The organism is Kitasatospora sp. NPDC057015 (genome assembly GCF_042673745.1).
GTDB lineage: Bacteria > Actinomycetota > Actinomycetes > Streptomycetales > Streptomycetaceae > Kitasatospora.
Genome location: NZ_JBHUSG010000012.1, coordinates 97,049 through 113,303 on the forward strand (window position 1 = coordinate 97,049; position 16,255 = coordinate 113,303).

Consider the following 16,255-nt stretch of genomic DNA (forward strand, 5'->3'; position numbering starts at 1 on the left):
CGACGTTCCATCGGACGCCCTTATGACCGTTGTCGAAAGGTTCGTTGAACAATCTGACACAACGTGACTTCCGCTGCTGTGAGGGTGAGTTGCCGGCCGGAATCGGGGGCGACTGGTGCCGTTCCGTGAAGGCTTGTTCACCCCCGGTTCACCCCCGCGTCAGCCGGTGCTTCCGGCCCGGCGGGACGCTTCGGATCCGAAAGGTCGCGCACAGCGAGGTCTAGGGGGAAGCGTTCGCCATGAGACGTGTGGGCGGCGTGCTCGCCGCGCTGGTACTGCTGGGCGGTGTGCTGTTCGCGGTGCTGCACCGACCGTCGACGGACGACGGGCAGATCACCGTGGTGAAGGGCGTGATCGGCTCCGAGAAGCGGGAGTTCTTCGCCGACCCCGAGGTGGTCGCCGCGCTGAAGGCGCAGCACCTGCGGGTGGACGCGATCACCACCGGGTCCTGGCAGATGGCGGACGCCGATCTGACCGGCGACGACTTCGCGTTCCCGGCCAGCCTGTCGCCGGCGGAGGAGATCCGGGCGAAGCGCCAGGTGGCGGGTGAGCCGGTGCGTCCGTTCTACTCGCCGCTGGTGGTGATCGCGCACGCGCCGGTGGCCGAGGTGCTGCGCAGCAACGGGCTTGCGGCGAGGGCGGAGTCCGGTGTGTGGACGTTCAAGATGGATCAGTATCTGGATGCGGTGCGCCGGGACCGGAACTGGTCGGACCTGAAGGACGTGGCGGGTCACGCGGAGCTCGCCGGGGCGGTGTACATCACGACGACGGATCCGGGGACGTCCTCCTCGGGTGCGCTGCACCTGGCGGCGGTGTCGTACCTGGCGAACGAGCGCCGGGTGGTGTCGGACGACGCGGGTGTGGGCCGGGTGAAGGACGTGGTCCGCAAGGTGACCGCGATGCAGGGGGACCAGAAGACCAGTAGCGACGGGCCGTTCAAGGACTTCCTGTCGAACGTGGGGAGTCCGCTGGTGCTGGTCTACGAGTCGCAGGTGGCGGCGTTGACGGCGCAGGGGCGTCCGACGGGGGATCTGGTGGTGCTGTATCCGGACACCACCGTTTCGAGTGACCACACGCTGGTGGGGTTGACCGGCAACGGCAAGAAACTGGCCGACTTGTTGCGTGACGATCCGAAGCTGCGGGCGCTGGCGGTGCGGTACGGGTTCCGTCCGCAGGGTGATCCCGCGGCGTTCGGGGCGGCGTTGAACGCGAAGGCCGGACCGGTGTTCGCCCCGGACCTGTCGGCGGCGGGCATCCAGCAGGCGCCGGTGCCCGCGGTGAAGGTGCTGAACCAGTTGGTCGACACGGCGAAGGGCAAGTGAGGGGGGTGGCGGTGTTGAAGAGGTCGTTGGCGGGGCGGGTGCTGCTGGCGGGGCTGGCGGTGCTGGTGGCGGGTTGCACCTCGGCGGGGCCGGGGCCGGCGCCGCGGTCGGGGGATCCGGTGGCGCCGACGGCGCAGGCGGGTGTGCTGCGGGTGCTGGCCGGCAGTGAGCTGCAGGACATGGCGCCGGTGCTGGAGGAGGCGAGGAAGGCGACGGGCGTGAGCGTGCAGTTCGCCTGGACGGGGTCGTTGGACGGCGCCGACGCGGTGTCCTCGGGCCGGGCGGACGGCAAGTACGACGCGGTGTGGTTCCCCTCGGACCACTACCTGCGGCTGGACGACGGCGGGAAGGCGAGGCTCGCCACCGAGACGCCGGTGATGGTCTCGCCGGTGGCGGTGGGGGTGCGGGCCTCGGTGCTGGCCGAGTTGGGCTGGGGCGACGGTTCGAAGGTGACCTGGGCGCAGATCGGGGAGGCGGCCTCGGCCGGCCGGCTGGCGTACGGGATGTCGGATCCGTCGAGGTCGAACTCGGGCTTCTCGACGCTGGTGGCGGTGGCGTCGGCGTTGTCGGGGGCCGGTTCGGCGCTGACCGATGCGGACGTGCAGAAGGCGACGCCCGGGCTGAAGCAGTTCTTCACCGGGCAGAAGCTGACCTCGGGCTCGTCGGGGTGGCTGGCGCAGGCGTACGGGCGGGCGGAGCCGGGCCGGATCGGGGCGCTGGTGAACTACGAGTCGGTGCTGCTGTCGTTGAACCGGACGCTGCCGGCGGAGGCGCAGCTGACCGTGGTCCGTCCGGCGGACGGTGTGGTGTCGGCGGACTATCCGCTGGCGTTGCTGGCCTCGGCGGGGCAGCGGGAGCGGGAGTCGTTCCAGCGGCTGTCGGCGTACCTGTTGCAGGAGGACGTGCAGCGGCGGATCTCGGAGACGACGTCGCGCCGGCCGGTGACGCCCGGGGTGGCTCCGGCGGCGGGGTTGCCGGCGGACCGGCGGCGTGAGCTGCCGTTCCCGGGGAGCAAGGCGGTGGCGGACGGGTTGCTGGCCTCGTACCAGAACGAGCTGCGGCGGCCGTCGCGGACGGTGTACGTGCTGGACACCTCGGGGTCGATGTCGGGGGGCCGGCTGGATTCGCTGAAGGCGGCGATGGCGCGGTTGACGGGGGCGGACGACACCCTGGGCACCCGGCGGTTCCGGGACCGGGAGGAGGTCACGCTGATCTCGTTCGCGTCGAAGGTGAAGTCGACGAAGACGCATTCGGTACCGCCGCAGAACTCCGGGGCGGAGCTGGCCTCGATCGAACGGGACGTGCGGTCGCTGACGGCGGACGGCGGTACGGCGGTCTACAGCTCGCTGGAGGAGGCGTACCGGGTGATCGAGCGCCAGCAGTCGACGGCGAAGGACGACCGGTTCACCTCGATCGTGCTGATGACGGACGGGGAGAGCAACGAGGGGGCGTCGGCGGAGGACTTCAAGTCCTTCTACCAGGGCCTGCCGGCGTCGGGACGGGCGGTACCGGTGTTCCCGATCCTGTTCGGGGACGCGGCGAAGGGGCAGTTGCAGGGGATCTCGGAGCTGACCGGCGGGAAGCTGTTCGACGGGACGGGGTCGCTGGAGGGCGCGTTCGAGGAGATCCGTGGCTACCAGTAACCGGCTGCTGGCGTATCTGGAGTCGGCGCGGAACCTGGCGGGCTGCGCGGGGGGTGCGGTCGGTCTGGTGCTGCACTTCACGGGGGTGGCGGGGCCGTGGTGGCCGGGGGTGGTCGCGGGCCTGTACGGCGTGGGGGCGCTGCTGGCGCCGGGGCCCGGGCCTCGCGGTGGGTCGGGCGGGGAGCTGTCGGGCGGCGAGCTGTCGGCCGGGGCGGGTGCCGGGCGGGCCGGCGGGCCGGGGTCGGCTTCGGGTCCGGCCGCGGGGTCGGTGCTGTCGCCGGAGCTGGAGGCCGAGCTGGCGGCGGCGCTGGGCGGCGATCCGGTGGCGGGCACGGGCGGTTCGGGTGCCGGGCCTGCGTCGGGTGCCGGTTCCGGGTCGGGTACGGGGTCGGGTGCCGGTGGCGGGAGGGGTGCCCGTCCCGTGGCGGGGCCGGACGCGGGCCGGGGTTCCGGCCGGCCGGACGCGACGGCGCTGCGGACCGGAATCGCGGAGCTGGAGGCGTACCTGGCGGACGCGGACCTGCCCTGGTCGGCCGGGGTGGACGAGCTGTTGGCGGAGCTGGCCCGGCGGGCCGGGTCCGTCCGGGAGGAGGCGGCGCTGCGGGCCGCCGAGCGGGCGGTGGGCGAGCAGCTGCCGCTGGCGGTGGACGGGTACCTGCGGGCCCGGGCGTGGGAGCGCTGGGCGGCGGGCGCGGTCGACCCGGCGGTGACCCTGGGGCGCGAGGTGGCCCGGATCAGGGCCGCTCTCGGGTAGCGGCCGGGTACGGCGGGCGAGGCCTCCTCCGGTCCTGGGGCCCCGCCCGCCGTCCGGCTGCCCGAAGGGGCAGCGTCCGCGGCCCCTTCGGCGGCCGATCGTCCCTGGTGGGCGCGGGCGGGGGCGGGGATGCTGGGACCCGGCGGCGGCTCCAGCCGCGCCGGAGAGGATGCACCGCGGTGAGTGGGAGCGAGACCCCGGCCCGTCCGGCGCGGGGCGCCGGTGCGGATCGCCGCGCGCGGTTCACCACCCGGCCGCGCAGGCGGTTCGGGCCGCGGAGCCGGTCGGGACGGACGGCGCGGCTCGCGCTGCTGGCCGGGCTGGCGGTGCTGGTGCTGACGGCCGGGCTGATCTGGACCGGACCGGCCGTGCAGGCGGCGAACGACCATTTCGCCGAGCGGGGACCGGTCGATCCTGTGACGGTCACCGCGTCGAGGCCGCACCGGGGACACAGGCCCGAACCCGCCACCGTCAGGACCTGGAACTCCTGGTGGGGCACCGGCATCGCGGGCGGCAGTGCCGGTGATCGGCCGGAGCGCGGTGGCGGCGGGCCGGTCCGGCCGGTGTGATCCGGTGGTCACCCCGGCTCGGCCGCCCGGGCCGGGCGGCGGTCGGCGCGGGCCCGGGCTCCCGTCAGGCGCCGCCCACCCCGCCGTCGCCGACCCTGCCGTCGCCCACCCCGCCGTCGCCCACCCTGCCGTCGCCAGGCGGTCCGAGACCGCCGGACCCGCCGGCCGCCCGCTCCGCGGCCGGGTCGGCCGCTTCGAACCCGGCCGCCAGCTCCGACCGGCGCCGGATGCCCAGCTTGCGGAAGCTGTTGGTCAGATGGGTCTCCACGGTGCGGATCGCGAGATGCAGCATGGCGGCGATCTCGGCGTTGGCGTGGCCGGCTGCCGCGAGCCGGCAGATCCGCTCCTCGCTGGCGGTCAGGGCGAGCGTGCCGGTGTGGCGCTCGGTCGTCAGGCGCGCCCCGGACTCCTGGAGCAGGTCGACGGCCGCGGACCGGAGCCGGAGGGCGCCGAGGTGCTCGGCCCGGGCGGCCGCCTCGCGCAGGGTCCGGCGGGCGGCGGCGCGGCGGCCGGCCTCGCCGAGCATCCGCCCGTGGGTGATCAGGGCCGGGATCAGTTCGGTCTCCACCCCGGCCCGTGCCAGCAGGTCCACCGCCTCGCCGGCCATCGCGAGGCCCTGCCGGCCGCCGGTGGCCGCGGCGAGGGCCCGCATCGCCCGGCCGACCGTCCGGGGAGTGCCCCAGATCCGGGCGAGGCGCAGTTCCTCGGCGGCCAGTTCCACGGCCGGTCCGGGCTGTCCGAGCAGGACCTGGCAGTCGGCGGCGGCGGAGCGCCAGGGAGTCACGATCGGGCTCTCGACCTGCCGTTCGCGCTGGCGCCGGCCGCACTCCAGCAGGTCGGTCAGGGCGACGGCGGGCCGGCCGGCGGCGAGGTGGAGCAGTCCGCGGGCGTAGAGGTACTCGTTCCACTCCCAGGAGCCCTGCGCGCCGACCGCCTCGGCGGACCGGGCGAGTTCGTGGGCCTGCTCCAGGCGGCCGGTCTCGGTGAGGGCGATGACGGCCTGGGCCGTCAGGTGGGCGTTGCCCAGGCGCGGTACTCCGCGGGGGCCGCCGCTGCCGTCGTCGAGTCCGGTCTCGCGGACCAGCGCCTCGCACTCGTCGAGCAGTTGCCGGTACTCGCCGCGCATCACGCGGGTCTCCGCGCGGACGCTGAGCAGGCACTGGTAGCCGGGGTGCAGCAGGGGGCCGCGGTAGGCCGTCATGCTCCGCTCCACGAGCCGGTCGGCCTCCGGGAGCAGGTCGGCCCACTGGGCGAGGGTGGCGGCGGAGGCGGTGACGTAGGACTGCGAGAAGGGGTCCTGGGGGGCCTCGGTGAGTTCGCGGACGCGTTCGGCCACCTCGGCGGCGGACAGCAGGCCGCTGGTCGAGTCGAACTCGGTGAGCAGGGCCCGGGCGGCCGGCGCGATCCGGCGCGGGGTGCGGGCCGCGATGCGGCGCAGTCCCTCGACCACCTGCAGCCAGCTGTGCCCGTCGTGGGAGGAGATGAGCGCGGCGGCGGCCTGGACGGCGCGGGTCAGGTCCTCCCGGTCGGCGAAGCGTTCGGCGAGTTCCTCCATGACCTCCAGTGCGGCGGCCGTCTCGCCGCGGGCGGCCAGCGCCGCGCCGAGGGCGTTGGCCGCTGTGAAGACGCCTTCGTCGGACTGTTGCAGGTGGACGGCCTCGGCGAGGTGGCGCACGCCGGCCGCGTGGCCGGCGGGGCCCAGGGAGACCTCCAGGCAGCCGAGTTCGGTGAGGGTGGCGCCGCGGCGGCGGGTGGAGAGTGGTTCCTCCAGGGCGCGGCGCAGCAGGTCGGCGGCCCGGCTCGGGCTGCCGTTCTGCTGGGCGGCGCGGGCCGCGCGGTGCAGGACGTCGGAGGCCCAGCGCTCGCCCGGGCCGGGGATCAGCAGCAGGTGTTCGGCGATCCGCTCGTCCGGGTCGCCGCGCCGGTGCAGCAGGGCGGCGGCGGCGCGGTGTGCCTGGCCGCGCCGGGCGGCGTCCCAGCCGGCGAGGACGGCTTCGCGCAGCAGCGGGTGCCTGTAGCGGGGCCTGCTGCCGTCGTCCGGGGTGTCGAGCAGGCCCTGGGCCGTGAGGGCGCGGAGCCAGCGGGCCAGGCGTACGGGGTCGCCGCCGGTGAGTTCGGCCAGGTCGGCGGCGACGGACTCGGGGGCCTGCGGCCGGCTCGGGTCGGTGGGGAGGCCGTCGAGTTCGGCGAGGGTGCGGGCGGCGGTGGCGGCTTCGGGGCCCTCGCGGTGCAGCCAGTGGTCGACCGCCTCGGTGAAGGCCGGGGGTGCGGGGCCGGTGCCGGTGCCGGCCGCGGTCAGCCGGGCGCGGTCGCCGGGCAGGGTGGCGAGGTCGGTGAGCAGGGCGTCCAGCAGCAGGGGGTTCCCGCCGGTGGCCCGTAGGCAGCCGTCCACCAGGACGTCGGCCCGGTCGGGGGCGTCGGCCCGGTAGGGGAGGTCGGGGAGGCGGCGGGCGGCCCAGGCGGCGACGGCGTCCCGGCCGAGCGGGCCGAGGCGGCAGGCCCGGACGAGCGGGGCGGGCAGGGTGCGGGCGAATCCGGCGGCCGGCGAGCCGGGTTCGGGGCGGTGCCGCTCGGTGACGGCGAGCAGGACGGGCAGCCGGTCGATCCGGCGGCCGAGTTGTTGCAGCCACTGCCGGGAGGGGGTGTCGGCCAGTTCGACGTCGTCCACGGCGAGCAGCAGCGGGCGGTGCGAGGAGTGCAGGAGCAGGAGGTCCCAGAGGTCGGCCTCCGGGTCGGGGGTGCTCGGCGGCCCGGCGCGGCCGGCCGCTCCGGGGGTGCGGGCGGCCGGGCCCCGGGAGCGGGCGCCGGGGTTGAACAGCTGCCGGGCGGCGGCGTAGGCGCTCTGCGACTCCTCGGCCGAGCAGCGCGCCCGCAGCACGGTCAGGCCGAGGGCCGGGAGGCCGCCGGCGACGGCGTCCAGGAGGGCGGTGCGGCCGGTGCCGGTGGGGCCGGTGATCAGCAGGACCCCGCCGGAGCCCTGCCGGGCCCGCTCCGCCAGCTCGGCGGCGTGGGTCAGGGCCTCGCCGCGTTCGGCCGGCCAGGGGTCGCCGGCGGGTCGGCTGTCCGCGGGTTCCCGGGGCACCGGGACCCCGCCGGTGCCCGTGGTGCGGGTGGTACTCGTGGTGCCGGTCCCCACCCTCGTGGTCCTTCCCGTTCCCACCCTCGTGGTCCCTCCCGTCCCCGACCTCGTGGTCGTCCCGGTGCCCGTGGCCGCGGGTGCGCCCCGGCCCGTGGCCCTGGCGTTCGTGCCCGCCACCGGGCCGGTCGCCGTACTCCTGGTGTCCTCGCCCGTTCTCGTGGTCGCGGTGGCCGTGCCCGTTCCGGTGCCGGCGGCGCCGGTGGCGGTGCCGCCGGTCGTACTGCTGGTCATCGTGGTCCCCTCTGCCGAGGACCCGGACGCACCGGGCCGAACGGGCTGCTACACCGTTCACGCAGCCGGGGCGGCTGACGCTGCATCAGTTCCACGACGGGGCGGTGTGAGTTTCGTCGCACCGCCGCGTGCCGGGCGGCCCGATCTCGTGGTGCACCACGATGGCCGGTCCGGCCCGCCTGCGACGACCATGGGTACCTGGGGGACGAGGCGATGCCGTTCGTCCTCCGTTCCACATCGTGGGCCCTTCCCGCTGTCGGGCACCTGCGGACCATGTTCGCAGCGTCCTCACCACCGACCAGTGGCGGGCCCGGCATCCAGGAGGGGGAGCCATGACTGTCCTGCAGACCGAGAGCGCCGTCCGATCCGGCGTTCGACCGGGGGTCCGCACGACCGGACGGATTCCCGTGGTGGTCCACGCCGCGGACCCGATCTCGCGGGCCGGCGCGGTCAGCCAGCTCAAGCAGTGCCCGGGGGTGGAGCTCGTGGACGAGCCGCACCCGCACGCCGGGGCGGGCCCCGGAGCGGTCGCCGTGGTGCTGACCGAGACCGTGGACGCGGCGGTGGCGGCGACCCTGCGCCGGCTGGTGCGCGGCGGGGAGGCCCGGGTCGTCCTGGTGGTCGAGCGGATGCGCGAGGCGGAACTGCTGGAGGCCGTGGAGTGCGGCGTCGCCGCGATCCTGTGGCGGCGCGAGGCCACGGCGCCCCGGCTCGGGCAGGCGGTGCTGGCGGCCTCCCGCGGCGAGGGCGACCTGCCGGCCGATCTGCTGGGCCGGCTGATCACGCAGATGGGGCGGTTGCGGCGCAGCGTCCAGGGCCTGCCGGGGTTCACGCCGCCGGGGGTCACGGAGCGGGAGGCGGACATCCTGCGGCTGGTGGCGGAGGGCTGGGACACGGCCGAGATCGCCGCCAAGCTCTCGTACTCGGAGCGGACCGTGAAGAACGTGCTGCACGGGCTGACGACCCGCCTGCACCTGCGCAACCGGGCCCACGCGGTGGCGTACGCGTTGCGTGAGGGCTACATCTGACGGCTCGCCCGGCCCCCGGTGTCCGGCGGGGCGGGCGGCCGGGTCCGGGGCGGGTACCGCGCCCGTGCCCGGCGTCATTCCGGGGTCGCCAAGATCTCACCTGTTGGAAACGTCCGGGGGCTATCGGTACGGGGCCGTGCCGGGGCAGACTTCTACGCGCGTTCCCTCTACGCGCGTCACTGTTGTCTGACGGTCCCTCTGCCGCCCCACCTGGAGTCGTTGATGCCCCTGAACCGCCGTGACTTCGTCACCCGCTCCGCCGCGACCGCCGCCGGCGCCGCCCTGGCCGGCGGCGTCTCGGTCGCCGCCGCCTCCCCCGCCGCGGCCAAGGGCGCCGAGGGCGAGCAGGCGAAGAAGAACCAGAAGAAGCAGGCCTTCACGGTCATGGGCACCACCGACCTGCACGGCCGGGTGCTGAACTGGGACTACTTCACCGACGCCGTCTACGCCGACAAGGCGCACAACGAGGTCGGCCTCGCCAAGATCTCCACCCTGGCCAAGCAGGTGCGCGAGGAGAAGGGCTGGGACCGCACCCTGCTCATCGACGCCGGCGACACCATCCAGGGCACCCAGCTGACCTACTACTACGCGCGGGTCGACCCGATCGCCACCGACGCGGACACCGCGCCCGAGCACCCGATGGCGCTCGCCATGAACACCATGGAGTACACCGCCGCCGCCCTCGGCAACCACGAGTTCAACTACGGCATCGACACCCTGCGCGCTTACGAGGAGCAGCTGGACTTCCCGCTGCTGGGCGCCAACGCGCTGCACGCGAAGAACGACAAGCCGGCCTTCCCGCCGTACGTCATCCGCAAGGTCAAGCTGCCCGGCGGCCCGGCCCTCAAGGTCGGCATCCTCGGGCTGACCAACCCCGGCATCGCGATCTGGGACAAGGCGAACGTCGCCGGCAAGATGACCTTCCCCGGCATCGTGGAGACCGCGAAGATCTGGCTGCCGAAGCTCAAGGCGGCCGGCGCCGACGTCGTCGTGGTGGCCTGCCACTCGGGCATGGACGAGGCCACCTCGTACGGCGACCAGCTGCCGTGGGGCGAGAACGTCTCGGTCGCGCTGGCCGAGCAGGTGGCCGGCATCGACGCCGTCCTGGTGGGCCACGCCCACAAGGAGATCCCGCAGCGGCTGGTCGTCAACAAGGAGACCGGGAAGACCGTCGTGCTCTCCGAGCCGCTCTGCTGGGGCCAGCGGCTGACCTGCTTCGACTTCGAGGTCGAGCTGGACAAGGGCGCGTGGAAGGTCACCTCGCTCTCCTCCCGGGTGCTGAACTCCAACACGGTGCCGGAGGACCCGGAGATCGTGGACCTGATGACCGCCCAGCACCGGAAGGTCGTCGAGTACGTCAACCAGGTCATCGGCACCGCGAAGATCGAGCTCTCGATCGCCGAGGCCCCGTACCAGGACACCCCGATCATCGACCTGATCGGCAGGGTCCAGGCCGACGTGGTCAAGGCCGCCCTGGCCTCCACCTCGTACGCGAACCTGCCGGTGCTGGCGCAGGCGGCGCCGTTCAACCGCACCGCGCGGATCCCGGCCGGGCAGGTCAAGCTGCGCGACGCCGCCGGCCTGTACATCTACGAGAACACCCTGGAGGCGCGGATCCTGACCGGCGCCCAGATCAAGGACTACCTGGAGTTCTCGGCGAAGTACTACAACCAGCTCGCCCCGGGCGCGGCGGTCGACAAGGCCACCCTGACCAACGCGCAGAACACCCCGGACTACAACTACGACTCGGTGTACGGCGTCACGTACGACATCGACGTCGCCCAGCCGGTCGGTTCGCGGATCGTCGGGCTGTCCTTCGACGGCAAGCCGATCGACCCGGCCGCGCAGTTCGTCCTGGCCGTCAACAACTACCGTGCCAACGGCGGCGGCAACTTCCCGCACGTGGCTGCCGCCACGAAGGTGTGGGCGAACTCGGACGAGATCCGCAACGCGATGATCGGCTGGGTGAAGGAGAAGGGCGTCATCGACCCGGCGGACTTCGCCTCGGTCTCCTGGCGCCTGGTCCGGGCCGGCGTGCCGGTCTTCTAGGCCCCGGCCCGCCGACCGCGGGGCCGTCCGCCCGCCCGTCCGTGGGGCCCGGCCCCGGAGCAGCCGCTCCGGGGCCGGGCCCCACGCGCGTCGGCGTCGTGCCCACCGCACCGCGTCGACGGCACGGGCTCCGCAGCCGGCGAATCGCAGTGGCGCGGGCCGGCGACGGCCCGGCAGCATGGGCGGATGACCGAGACGTTCACCCCGCGACCGCACTACGCCGGCACCTCCGTCCGTCCGGGGTGGACGGACCTGCCGCCGTCGGTCCGCGCGCTGGTCGGCCGACGGCTCGGCGGGCCGGCGGCGGCCCGGCCGAGCGCGGGCGGCGGCTTCACCCCGGGCTTCGCGGCCCTGGTGCGGGGGCCGGCCGGGACGGAGTTCGTCAAGGCGGTCGACGCCGTGGCGCACCCGTACATCGCGGACTGCTACCGCCGGGAGGCCGCGATCAACCGGGCGCTGCCGGCCGCCGTGCCCGCGCCCGCACTGCGCTGGGTCGAGGAGAGCGCCGGCTGGGTGGTGCTGGGCTTCGACCCGGTGCCGGGCGCCCGGATGCCCGCCGACCCCTGGCGGCCCGAGGAGCTGACCGCCGCCCTGGACGCCTGCGCCACCGTGGCCGAAGCCCTGGCCCGGCCCTCCCGGGAGCTGCTCGCGCTCGACCTGAGACCGCTGCGCCCGGAGCCGGGCGAGGAGGACTTCGACGACTGGCGCCGGCTGGCGGGCGGCGGCCCCGGCGCGGAGCTGCTCCCCGACTGGTTCCCGCGCGGGCTGATCGAGCCGCTCGCCGCGCTGGAGGCCGGCTGGGTGGAGGCGACCGCGGGCGAAGCCGTCCTGCACGAGGACCTGCGCCGCGACAACATCGTCCTGGACGGCGCCGGACGGGCCTGGATCTGCGACTGGAACTGGCCCCGGTTGGGCGCGAGCTGGTTCGACCTGACGCTGCTGCTGGCCACCGCACGGGCCGACGGCCACGACGCCGACCGGCTCTTCGGTGCGCACCCGGCCGCCCGGGGCGCGGCCCCGGAACAACTCGACGCCGCCCTCGCCGCCCTCACCGGCTACTTCCTGCGGTCGGGCGGGCAGCCCGACCCGCCGTCCGGCTCGCGGATGCTGCGCCGCCACCAGACCTGGAGCGGCGAGGTCACCCTGCGCTGGCTGGCCGCACGGCGCGGTTGGCGGGTGTGACCGGGCGGTCCGGGTCAGCCGCCGGTGGGTACGGCGAAGGTCTCGACCGGCCCGAACTCACCGAAGAAGACCTTGTTGACGGCCGGCACCCCCTGGACGTCCATCCGCTGCTCGAAGCGAACGGTGCGACCCTGGCCGTCGATCCACAGGTCGCAGTCGAAGTCGGTGACGCCCTTCGCCTTCATCGTACGCAGGACACCCGGGTCGACGGTGGCCACCTGGTCGAGGCCGAGGTGCCCGGCGAGGTGCTGGGTGGGCGCCCCGCCCTGGTTCTCCATGCCCTTGCGGGCGGAGGGCCCGGTGGCGAGCAGGAGCTTGGCGTATCCCGCGTAGTTCGTAGGTGATCATCGCAGTTGAGCCTCTCATGCGGACGGCATCGTTCCGGAACCGGCCTTCGATCCCACCGGACACCCCCCGCGGCGAACCCCGCCGGCTGCGCCGACGGGAGGTCAACTCGCCCCGGCGGGAGCGGCGGAGCGCCCGACCGGCGCGACCAGGCGCTCCAGGAGCAGCAGGGCCGGCACGGCGGTGACCGCGAGGGCCGCCAGGAAGGCCCACGGCCAGAGCGGGCCGTGGACGAGCAGCAGGGTGAGGAGGCCGGGGGCGAGCGCCTGGCCGGTGTTCCAGGAGAGCTGGTACACGGCGAGGTAGCGGCCGCGCAGGCCGGGGTCGGCCAGGCTGACGCTGAGGTCCTCGGCGAACGGGGTGGCCATCGTCTCGGCGGCGTTGAAGAGGAACATCGCGGCGTACAGGCCGGCCGGGACGGCCCAGCCGGGCGCGCCGGCCATCAGGGCGAAGAGGGCGAAGGCCACCGCGTTGACCAGCGAGGCGGCGGCCAGCACCCGGGTGGGCCGGAACCTCTCCAGCCGGCGGGCGACCAGGCTCTGGGTGAGCACCACCTGGACGCCGTTCATCACCAGCAGCGAGCCCGCCACCCAGGCCGGCTGGTGCAGGCCCTCGGTGAGGTAGACGGCCAGCAGCATGCTGATGATCATCGAGCCGAAGACGGAGCAGAGGTTGATCCCGACCAGCAGGACGTAACGGCCGTCGCGCAGCACCCGGCGGTAGCCGCCGGCTCCGGCGGGGGCACCGGGCGGGGCACCGGCCGGGGCGGGCGCCGCCGGTCCGCCGGGCGCCGCGGCCGGGCGCCAGCGGGCCAGCAGGACGGTGGCGCCCGCGTAACTGAGCGCGTTCAGCAGCACCAGCAGCCGCAGCCCGCCGGTGCCGCTGCCGGCCACCACCAGGGAGCCGAGGGCGCCGCCGATGCCGAGCCCGGCGTTGCGCAGCGTCTGGACCAGCGCGAACCAGCGGGTGCGCTCGCCGCCGGCCGCGGCGAGCACCACCAGGCCGGTGCTGGACGTCCAGTAGGCGACCGCGCCGGCCTGGGCGAGCAGGCAGACCAGCACGATCTGCCAGGCCTGGTGGGCCAGCAGGAATCCGCCGTACGCGACGGCGGAGAGCGCGTTGCCGCAGGCGGCGACCGCCTTGGCGCCGTAGCGGTCGATCAGCGGGCCGGTGAGGATCGCGGTGGGCAGGGCGAGCAGCCGGGCGAGGGTGATGGCGGCTCCGACGGCGGCCACGCCGAGGCCGGTCGTGCGGGTGAAGTAGAGGACGGTGAAGGCGAGCAGGAGTCCGGTGCCGAGGCTGTCGACGAGGTGGGCGCCGACGAGCCGGCGCCGGCCGCCGGTGGCCGGCAGGCCCAGGCGGTCCTGGACGGAGACGGGGATCGTACTGGTCATGGACCGAGCCTCGCGGCGATGATCGGTGGCGCCCAGAGATTTCGTCCTGGTCGAATCCTCGGAGGGAAGACGTGCTCACGCTGGAGTTCTCGGCTCAGGACGTGGCGGCCACCCGGTTCGCCTGCTCCCGGCTGCTGGAGGTGGTGACGAGCGTTCAGGTGCTCAAGGACCCCGGGGCGCGGGCCGTGCACCTGCCCTGGGTGCGGCGGGCCCGGGCCCGGCTCGCGCAGGCGGGGGTGGAGTACGGGCTGCTGTCGCAGCTGGTGCCGATGCCGGCCTGGCACCTGCCCGACTTCCTGACCCCGGTGCCGGCCGCGACCGCGCCCGGCATCGAGGAGGAGCTGGCCGAGCTGGCCGCCACCTCGCCGCAGACCGTCCGCGCGGATCTCGCGGCGCTCGCCGATCCGCTGCCGCCGCTGGTGGCCGGGCTGCGCGCGGATCCGGTGGCGGGCCTGGCTCGGCTGACCGGCGAGGTCCGGGCCTACTGGGCGGCGGCGGTCGAGCCGCACTGGCCCCGGATCGCCCGGCTGGCGGAGGGCGAGATCCTGCACCGGGCCCGGCGGATGGCGGCGGGCGGGCCGGCCGCGCTGTTCGAGGGCCTGCATCCGAAGGTGAGCTGGCAGGGCGGGCGGATGACGGTGGCCCAGCGCCGGTACGACATCGAGCAGGTGCTGGACGGCGGGCGCGGGCTGGTCCTGGTGCCCTCGGTGTTCGTCTGGCCGGGGGCGGTCGTGCAGACCGGTCCGGCGGCGCAGCCCGGGTTGGTCTACGCCCCGCGCGGGGTGGCCACGCTCTGGGAGGGCGGCGCGGCGACCCCGCGGGCGCTGGCGGGGGTCCTGGGCCCGGCCCGGGCCCGGCTGCTGGCCGAGCTGGAGTCCCCGGGCTCGACCACCGCGCTCGCCCGGCGCACGGGGCTCTCCGCGCCCAACGTGTCGCACCACCTGGCGGCCCTGCACGCGGCGGGGCTGGTGGCCCGGCACCGCTCCGGCCGCGAGGTGCTGTACCTGCGGACGGCGCTCGGCCAGGCCCTGCTGGAGGGCGGCGCGCCCTGAGGCACGGCGGTGCCCGCCGCCACCGGTCCGGCGACGGCGGGCAGCGGGGTGTCAGAACGGGAAGCGGCTGCGCCCGTGCTGGATGGAGATCCACTTGACGGTGGTGAAGGCCTCGACCGTGGCCTCGCCGTTGAGGCGCCCCACGCCCGAGTTCTTCTCCCCGCCGAACGGGACGACGGGCTCGTCGTGGATGGTGCCGTCGTTGATGTGGATCATGCCGGTCTCGATCCGCTGCGCCAGCCGGACCCCGCGCTCCACATCGCCGGTGTGCACCGCGCCGCTGAGGCCGAACGGCGTGTCGTTGGCGATCCGGACGGCCTCGTCCTCACCGTCGAAGGGCACCACCAGGACGACGGGGCCGAAGAGTTCGCGCTGCAGGATCGGCGCGTCGGCGGCGAGGCCGGTCAGCACCACCGGATCCATCAGGGTGCCGACCGTCTGCCCGCGCAGCAGGGCGACGGCGCCCTCGGCGAGCGCCCGGTCGACCTCGGCGGTCAGCGACTCGGCCTGGTTGGCGTTGATCAGCGGACCGATGTGGGTGGCCGGGTCCTTGGGGTCGCCGACCTTCAGCGAGGCGACCTTGGCGGTGAAGCGCTCGGTGAACTCCTCGGCGACGCTGCGGTCCACCAGAACCCGGTTGGCCGCCATGCAGACCTGGCCCTGGTGCGCGAAGCGGCTGAACACGGCGGCGTCGACGGCGTAGTCGAGGTCGGCGTCGTCCAGCACGATCAGCGCGCTGTTGCCGCCCAGCTCCAGGACGGTCCGCTTGAAGTGGCTCGCCGCGACGGTGGCGACGTGCCGGCCGACCTTGTCGGAGCCGGTGAAGGAGATGACCTTGGGCACCGGGTGGGCGATGAAGGCGTCGCCGATCTCGGCGATGTCGGTGACCACCACGTTGAGCAGGCCGCCGGGCAGCCCGGCCTCCTCGAAGATCCGGGCGATCAGGGTGCCGCCGACGATCGGGGTGTTCTGGTGCGGCTTGAGGACGACGCCGTTGCCGAGCGCCAGCGCCGGCGCGACGGCCTTCAGTGACAGGAACAGCGGGAAGTTGAACGGGCTGATCACGCCGACCACGCCGACCGGCAGCCGGTAGAGGCGGTTCTCCTTGCCGTCCACCGGCGAGGGCAGGATCCGGCCCTCGGCGCGCAGCGAGAGCTGCATGGCCTCGCGCAGCACGTCCTTGGAGAGCGAGAGCTCGAAGGCGGCCTTCAGCGCGGTGCCGCCGAGTTCGGCGATGATCGCCTCGGTGATCTCCTGCTCGCGCTCCTCGATCACCCGCAGGGCCCGCTCGAAGACCAGCCGCCGGGTGTAGGGGTTGACCCGGCTCCAGGCCTGCTGGGTGCGCTCGGCGGCGCGGTAGGCGTCGTCGATCTCGGCCGTGGTGGCGACGGTGATCGCGGCGAGCTTCTCGCCGTTGAACGGGTCGATGTCGACGATGTCCCAGGAGCCGGAGCCCGTACGCCATTCACCGTCGATGTACTGACGCGACAGTTCCGAAAAGTAGGACATCTGATCCCTCTCACCCACGACACCGGAATCAGAAGATT

11 protein-coding genes are annotated in these 16,255 nt (G+C 74.6%); 7 read left to right on the top strand and 4 right to left on the bottom strand.

All coding sequences use genetic code 11. From position 1 onward, the window contains the following. Window positions 1-239 precede the first annotated feature (239 nt). The 3 genes from ACFTWP_RS14670 to ACFTWP_RS14680 are packed head-to-tail and all read left to right on the top strand — an operon-like array spanning window position 240 to window position 3,719. Entirely contained in the window at window positions 240-1,322 is a 1,083-nt protein-coding gene (locus tag ACFTWP_RS14670) for a substrate-binding domain-containing protein (protein ID WP_380264872.1), read from the top strand. 14 nt (window positions 1,323-1,336) lie between these two features. After that, entirely contained in the window at window positions 1,337-2,965 is a 1,629-nt protein-coding gene (locus ACFTWP_RS14675) for a VWA domain-containing protein (RefSeq protein ID WP_380264873.1), read from the top strand. Continuing rightward, window positions 2,952-3,719 (top strand): hypothetical protein, encoded by a 768-nt coding sequence (locus ACFTWP_RS14680; protein WP_380264874.1) that lies wholly within the window; start codon window positions 2,952-2,954, stop codon window positions 3,717-3,719. Before ACFTWP_RS14675 ends, ACFTWP_RS14680 begins: the two co-directional genes overlap by 14 nt. A gap of 633 nt (window positions 3,720-4,352) precedes the next feature. Here the strand turns inward: ACFTWP_RS14680 and ACFTWP_RS14685 are convergent. Further along, window positions 4,353-7,424, bottom strand: a complete 3,072-nt coding sequence (locus ACFTWP_RS14685) for an AAA family ATPase (RefSeq protein WP_380264875.1) — start codon at window positions 7,422-7,424, stop codon at window positions 4,353-4,355. 566 nt (window positions 7,425-7,990) lie between these two features. On the opposite strand from ACFTWP_RS14685, the gene ACFTWP_RS14690 reads away from it, so the two are divergent. The 3 genes from ACFTWP_RS14690 (at window position 7,991) to ACFTWP_RS14700 (ending at window position 11,917) form a co-directional block, all read left to right on the top strand. Continuing rightward, on the top strand, window positions 7,991-8,686 hold the full coding sequence (locus ACFTWP_RS14690; RefSeq protein WP_380264876.1) for a LuxR C-terminal-related transcriptional regulator: 696 nt from the start codon (window positions 7,991-7,993) through the stop codon (window positions 8,684-8,686). 222 nt (window positions 8,687-8,908) lie between these two features. Next, window positions 8,909-10,735, top strand: coding sequence for a bifunctional metallophosphatase/5'-nucleotidase (locus ACFTWP_RS14695; RefSeq protein WP_380264877.1), 1,827 nt, complete (start codon window positions 8,909-8,911; stop codon window positions 10,733-10,735). A 186-nt stretch (window positions 10,736-10,921) separates the two neighbouring features. Beyond that, complete coding sequence (locus tag ACFTWP_RS14700) at window positions 10,922-11,917, top strand: aminoglycoside phosphotransferase family protein (RefSeq protein WP_380264878.1); 996 nt, start codon at window positions 10,922-10,924, stop codon at window positions 11,915-11,917. 14 nt (window positions 11,918-11,931) lie between these two features. Here ACFTWP_RS14700 and ACFTWP_RS14705 read toward each other — a convergent pair whose 3' ends face one another. After that, window positions 11,932-12,195 carry a hypothetical protein gene (locus ACFTWP_RS14705; RefSeq protein WP_380264879.1) on the bottom strand — a complete coding sequence of 88 codons (264 nt, stop codon included), beginning with the start codon at window positions 12,193-12,195 and terminating at the stop codon, window positions 11,932-11,934. Window positions 12,196-12,366: 171 nt separating this feature from the next. Next, window positions 12,367-13,656 carry an MFS transporter gene (locus ACFTWP_RS14710; protein WP_380264880.1) on the bottom strand — a complete coding sequence of 430 codons (1,290 nt, stop codon included), beginning with the start codon at window positions 13,654-13,656 and terminating at the stop codon, window positions 12,367-12,369. A 71-nt stretch (window positions 13,657-13,727) separates the two neighbouring features. Between ACFTWP_RS14710 and ACFTWP_RS14715 the strand changes: the two genes are divergently transcribed. Further along, the gene (locus ACFTWP_RS14715; RefSeq protein ID WP_380264881.1) at window positions 13,728-14,708 is read left to right on the top strand and encodes an ArsR/SmtB family transcription factor; all 981 of its coding nucleotides are present in this window, start codon (window positions 13,728-13,730) and stop codon (window positions 14,706-14,708) included. A gap of 51 nt (window positions 14,709-14,759) precedes the next feature. Here the strand turns inward: ACFTWP_RS14715 and ACFTWP_RS14720 are convergent, their stop codons facing one another. Next, complete coding sequence (locus tag ACFTWP_RS14720) at window positions 14,760-16,217, bottom strand: aldehyde dehydrogenase family protein (protein WP_380264882.1); 1,458 nt, start codon at window positions 16,215-16,217, stop codon at window positions 14,760-14,762. Window positions 16,218-16,255 lie beyond the last annotated feature (38 nt).

Bases quoted from the DNA above. Each gene is read 5' to 3' on its own strand.
- ACFTWP_RS14695 (WP_380264877.1), top strand. From the start codon at position 8,909: ATGCCCCTGAACCGCCGTGACTTCGTCACCCGCTCCGCCGCGACCGCC.
- ACFTWP_RS14705 (WP_380264879.1), bottom strand. From the start codon at position 12,195: ATGGAGAACCAGGGCGGGGCGCCCACCCAGCACCTCGCCGGGCACCTC.
- ACFTWP_RS14720 (WP_380264882.1), bottom strand. From the start codon at position 16,217: ATGTCCTACTTTTCGGAACTGTCGCGTCAGTACATCGACGGTGAATGG.
- ACFTWP_RS14710 (WP_380264880.1), bottom strand. From the start codon at position 13,656: ATGACCAGTACGATCCCCGTCTCCGTCCAGGACCGCCTGGGCCTGCCG.
- ACFTWP_RS14670 (WP_380264872.1), top strand. From the start codon at position 240: ATGAGACGTGTGGGCGGCGTGCTCGCCGCGCTGGTACTGCTGGGCGGT.
- ACFTWP_RS14700 (WP_380264878.1), top strand. From the start codon at position 10,922: ATGACCGAGACGTTCACCCCGCGACCGCACTACGCCGGCACCTCCGTC.
- ACFTWP_RS14690 (WP_380264876.1), top strand. From the start codon at position 7,991: ATGACTGTCCTGCAGACCGAGAGCGCCGTCCGATCCGGCGTTCGACCG.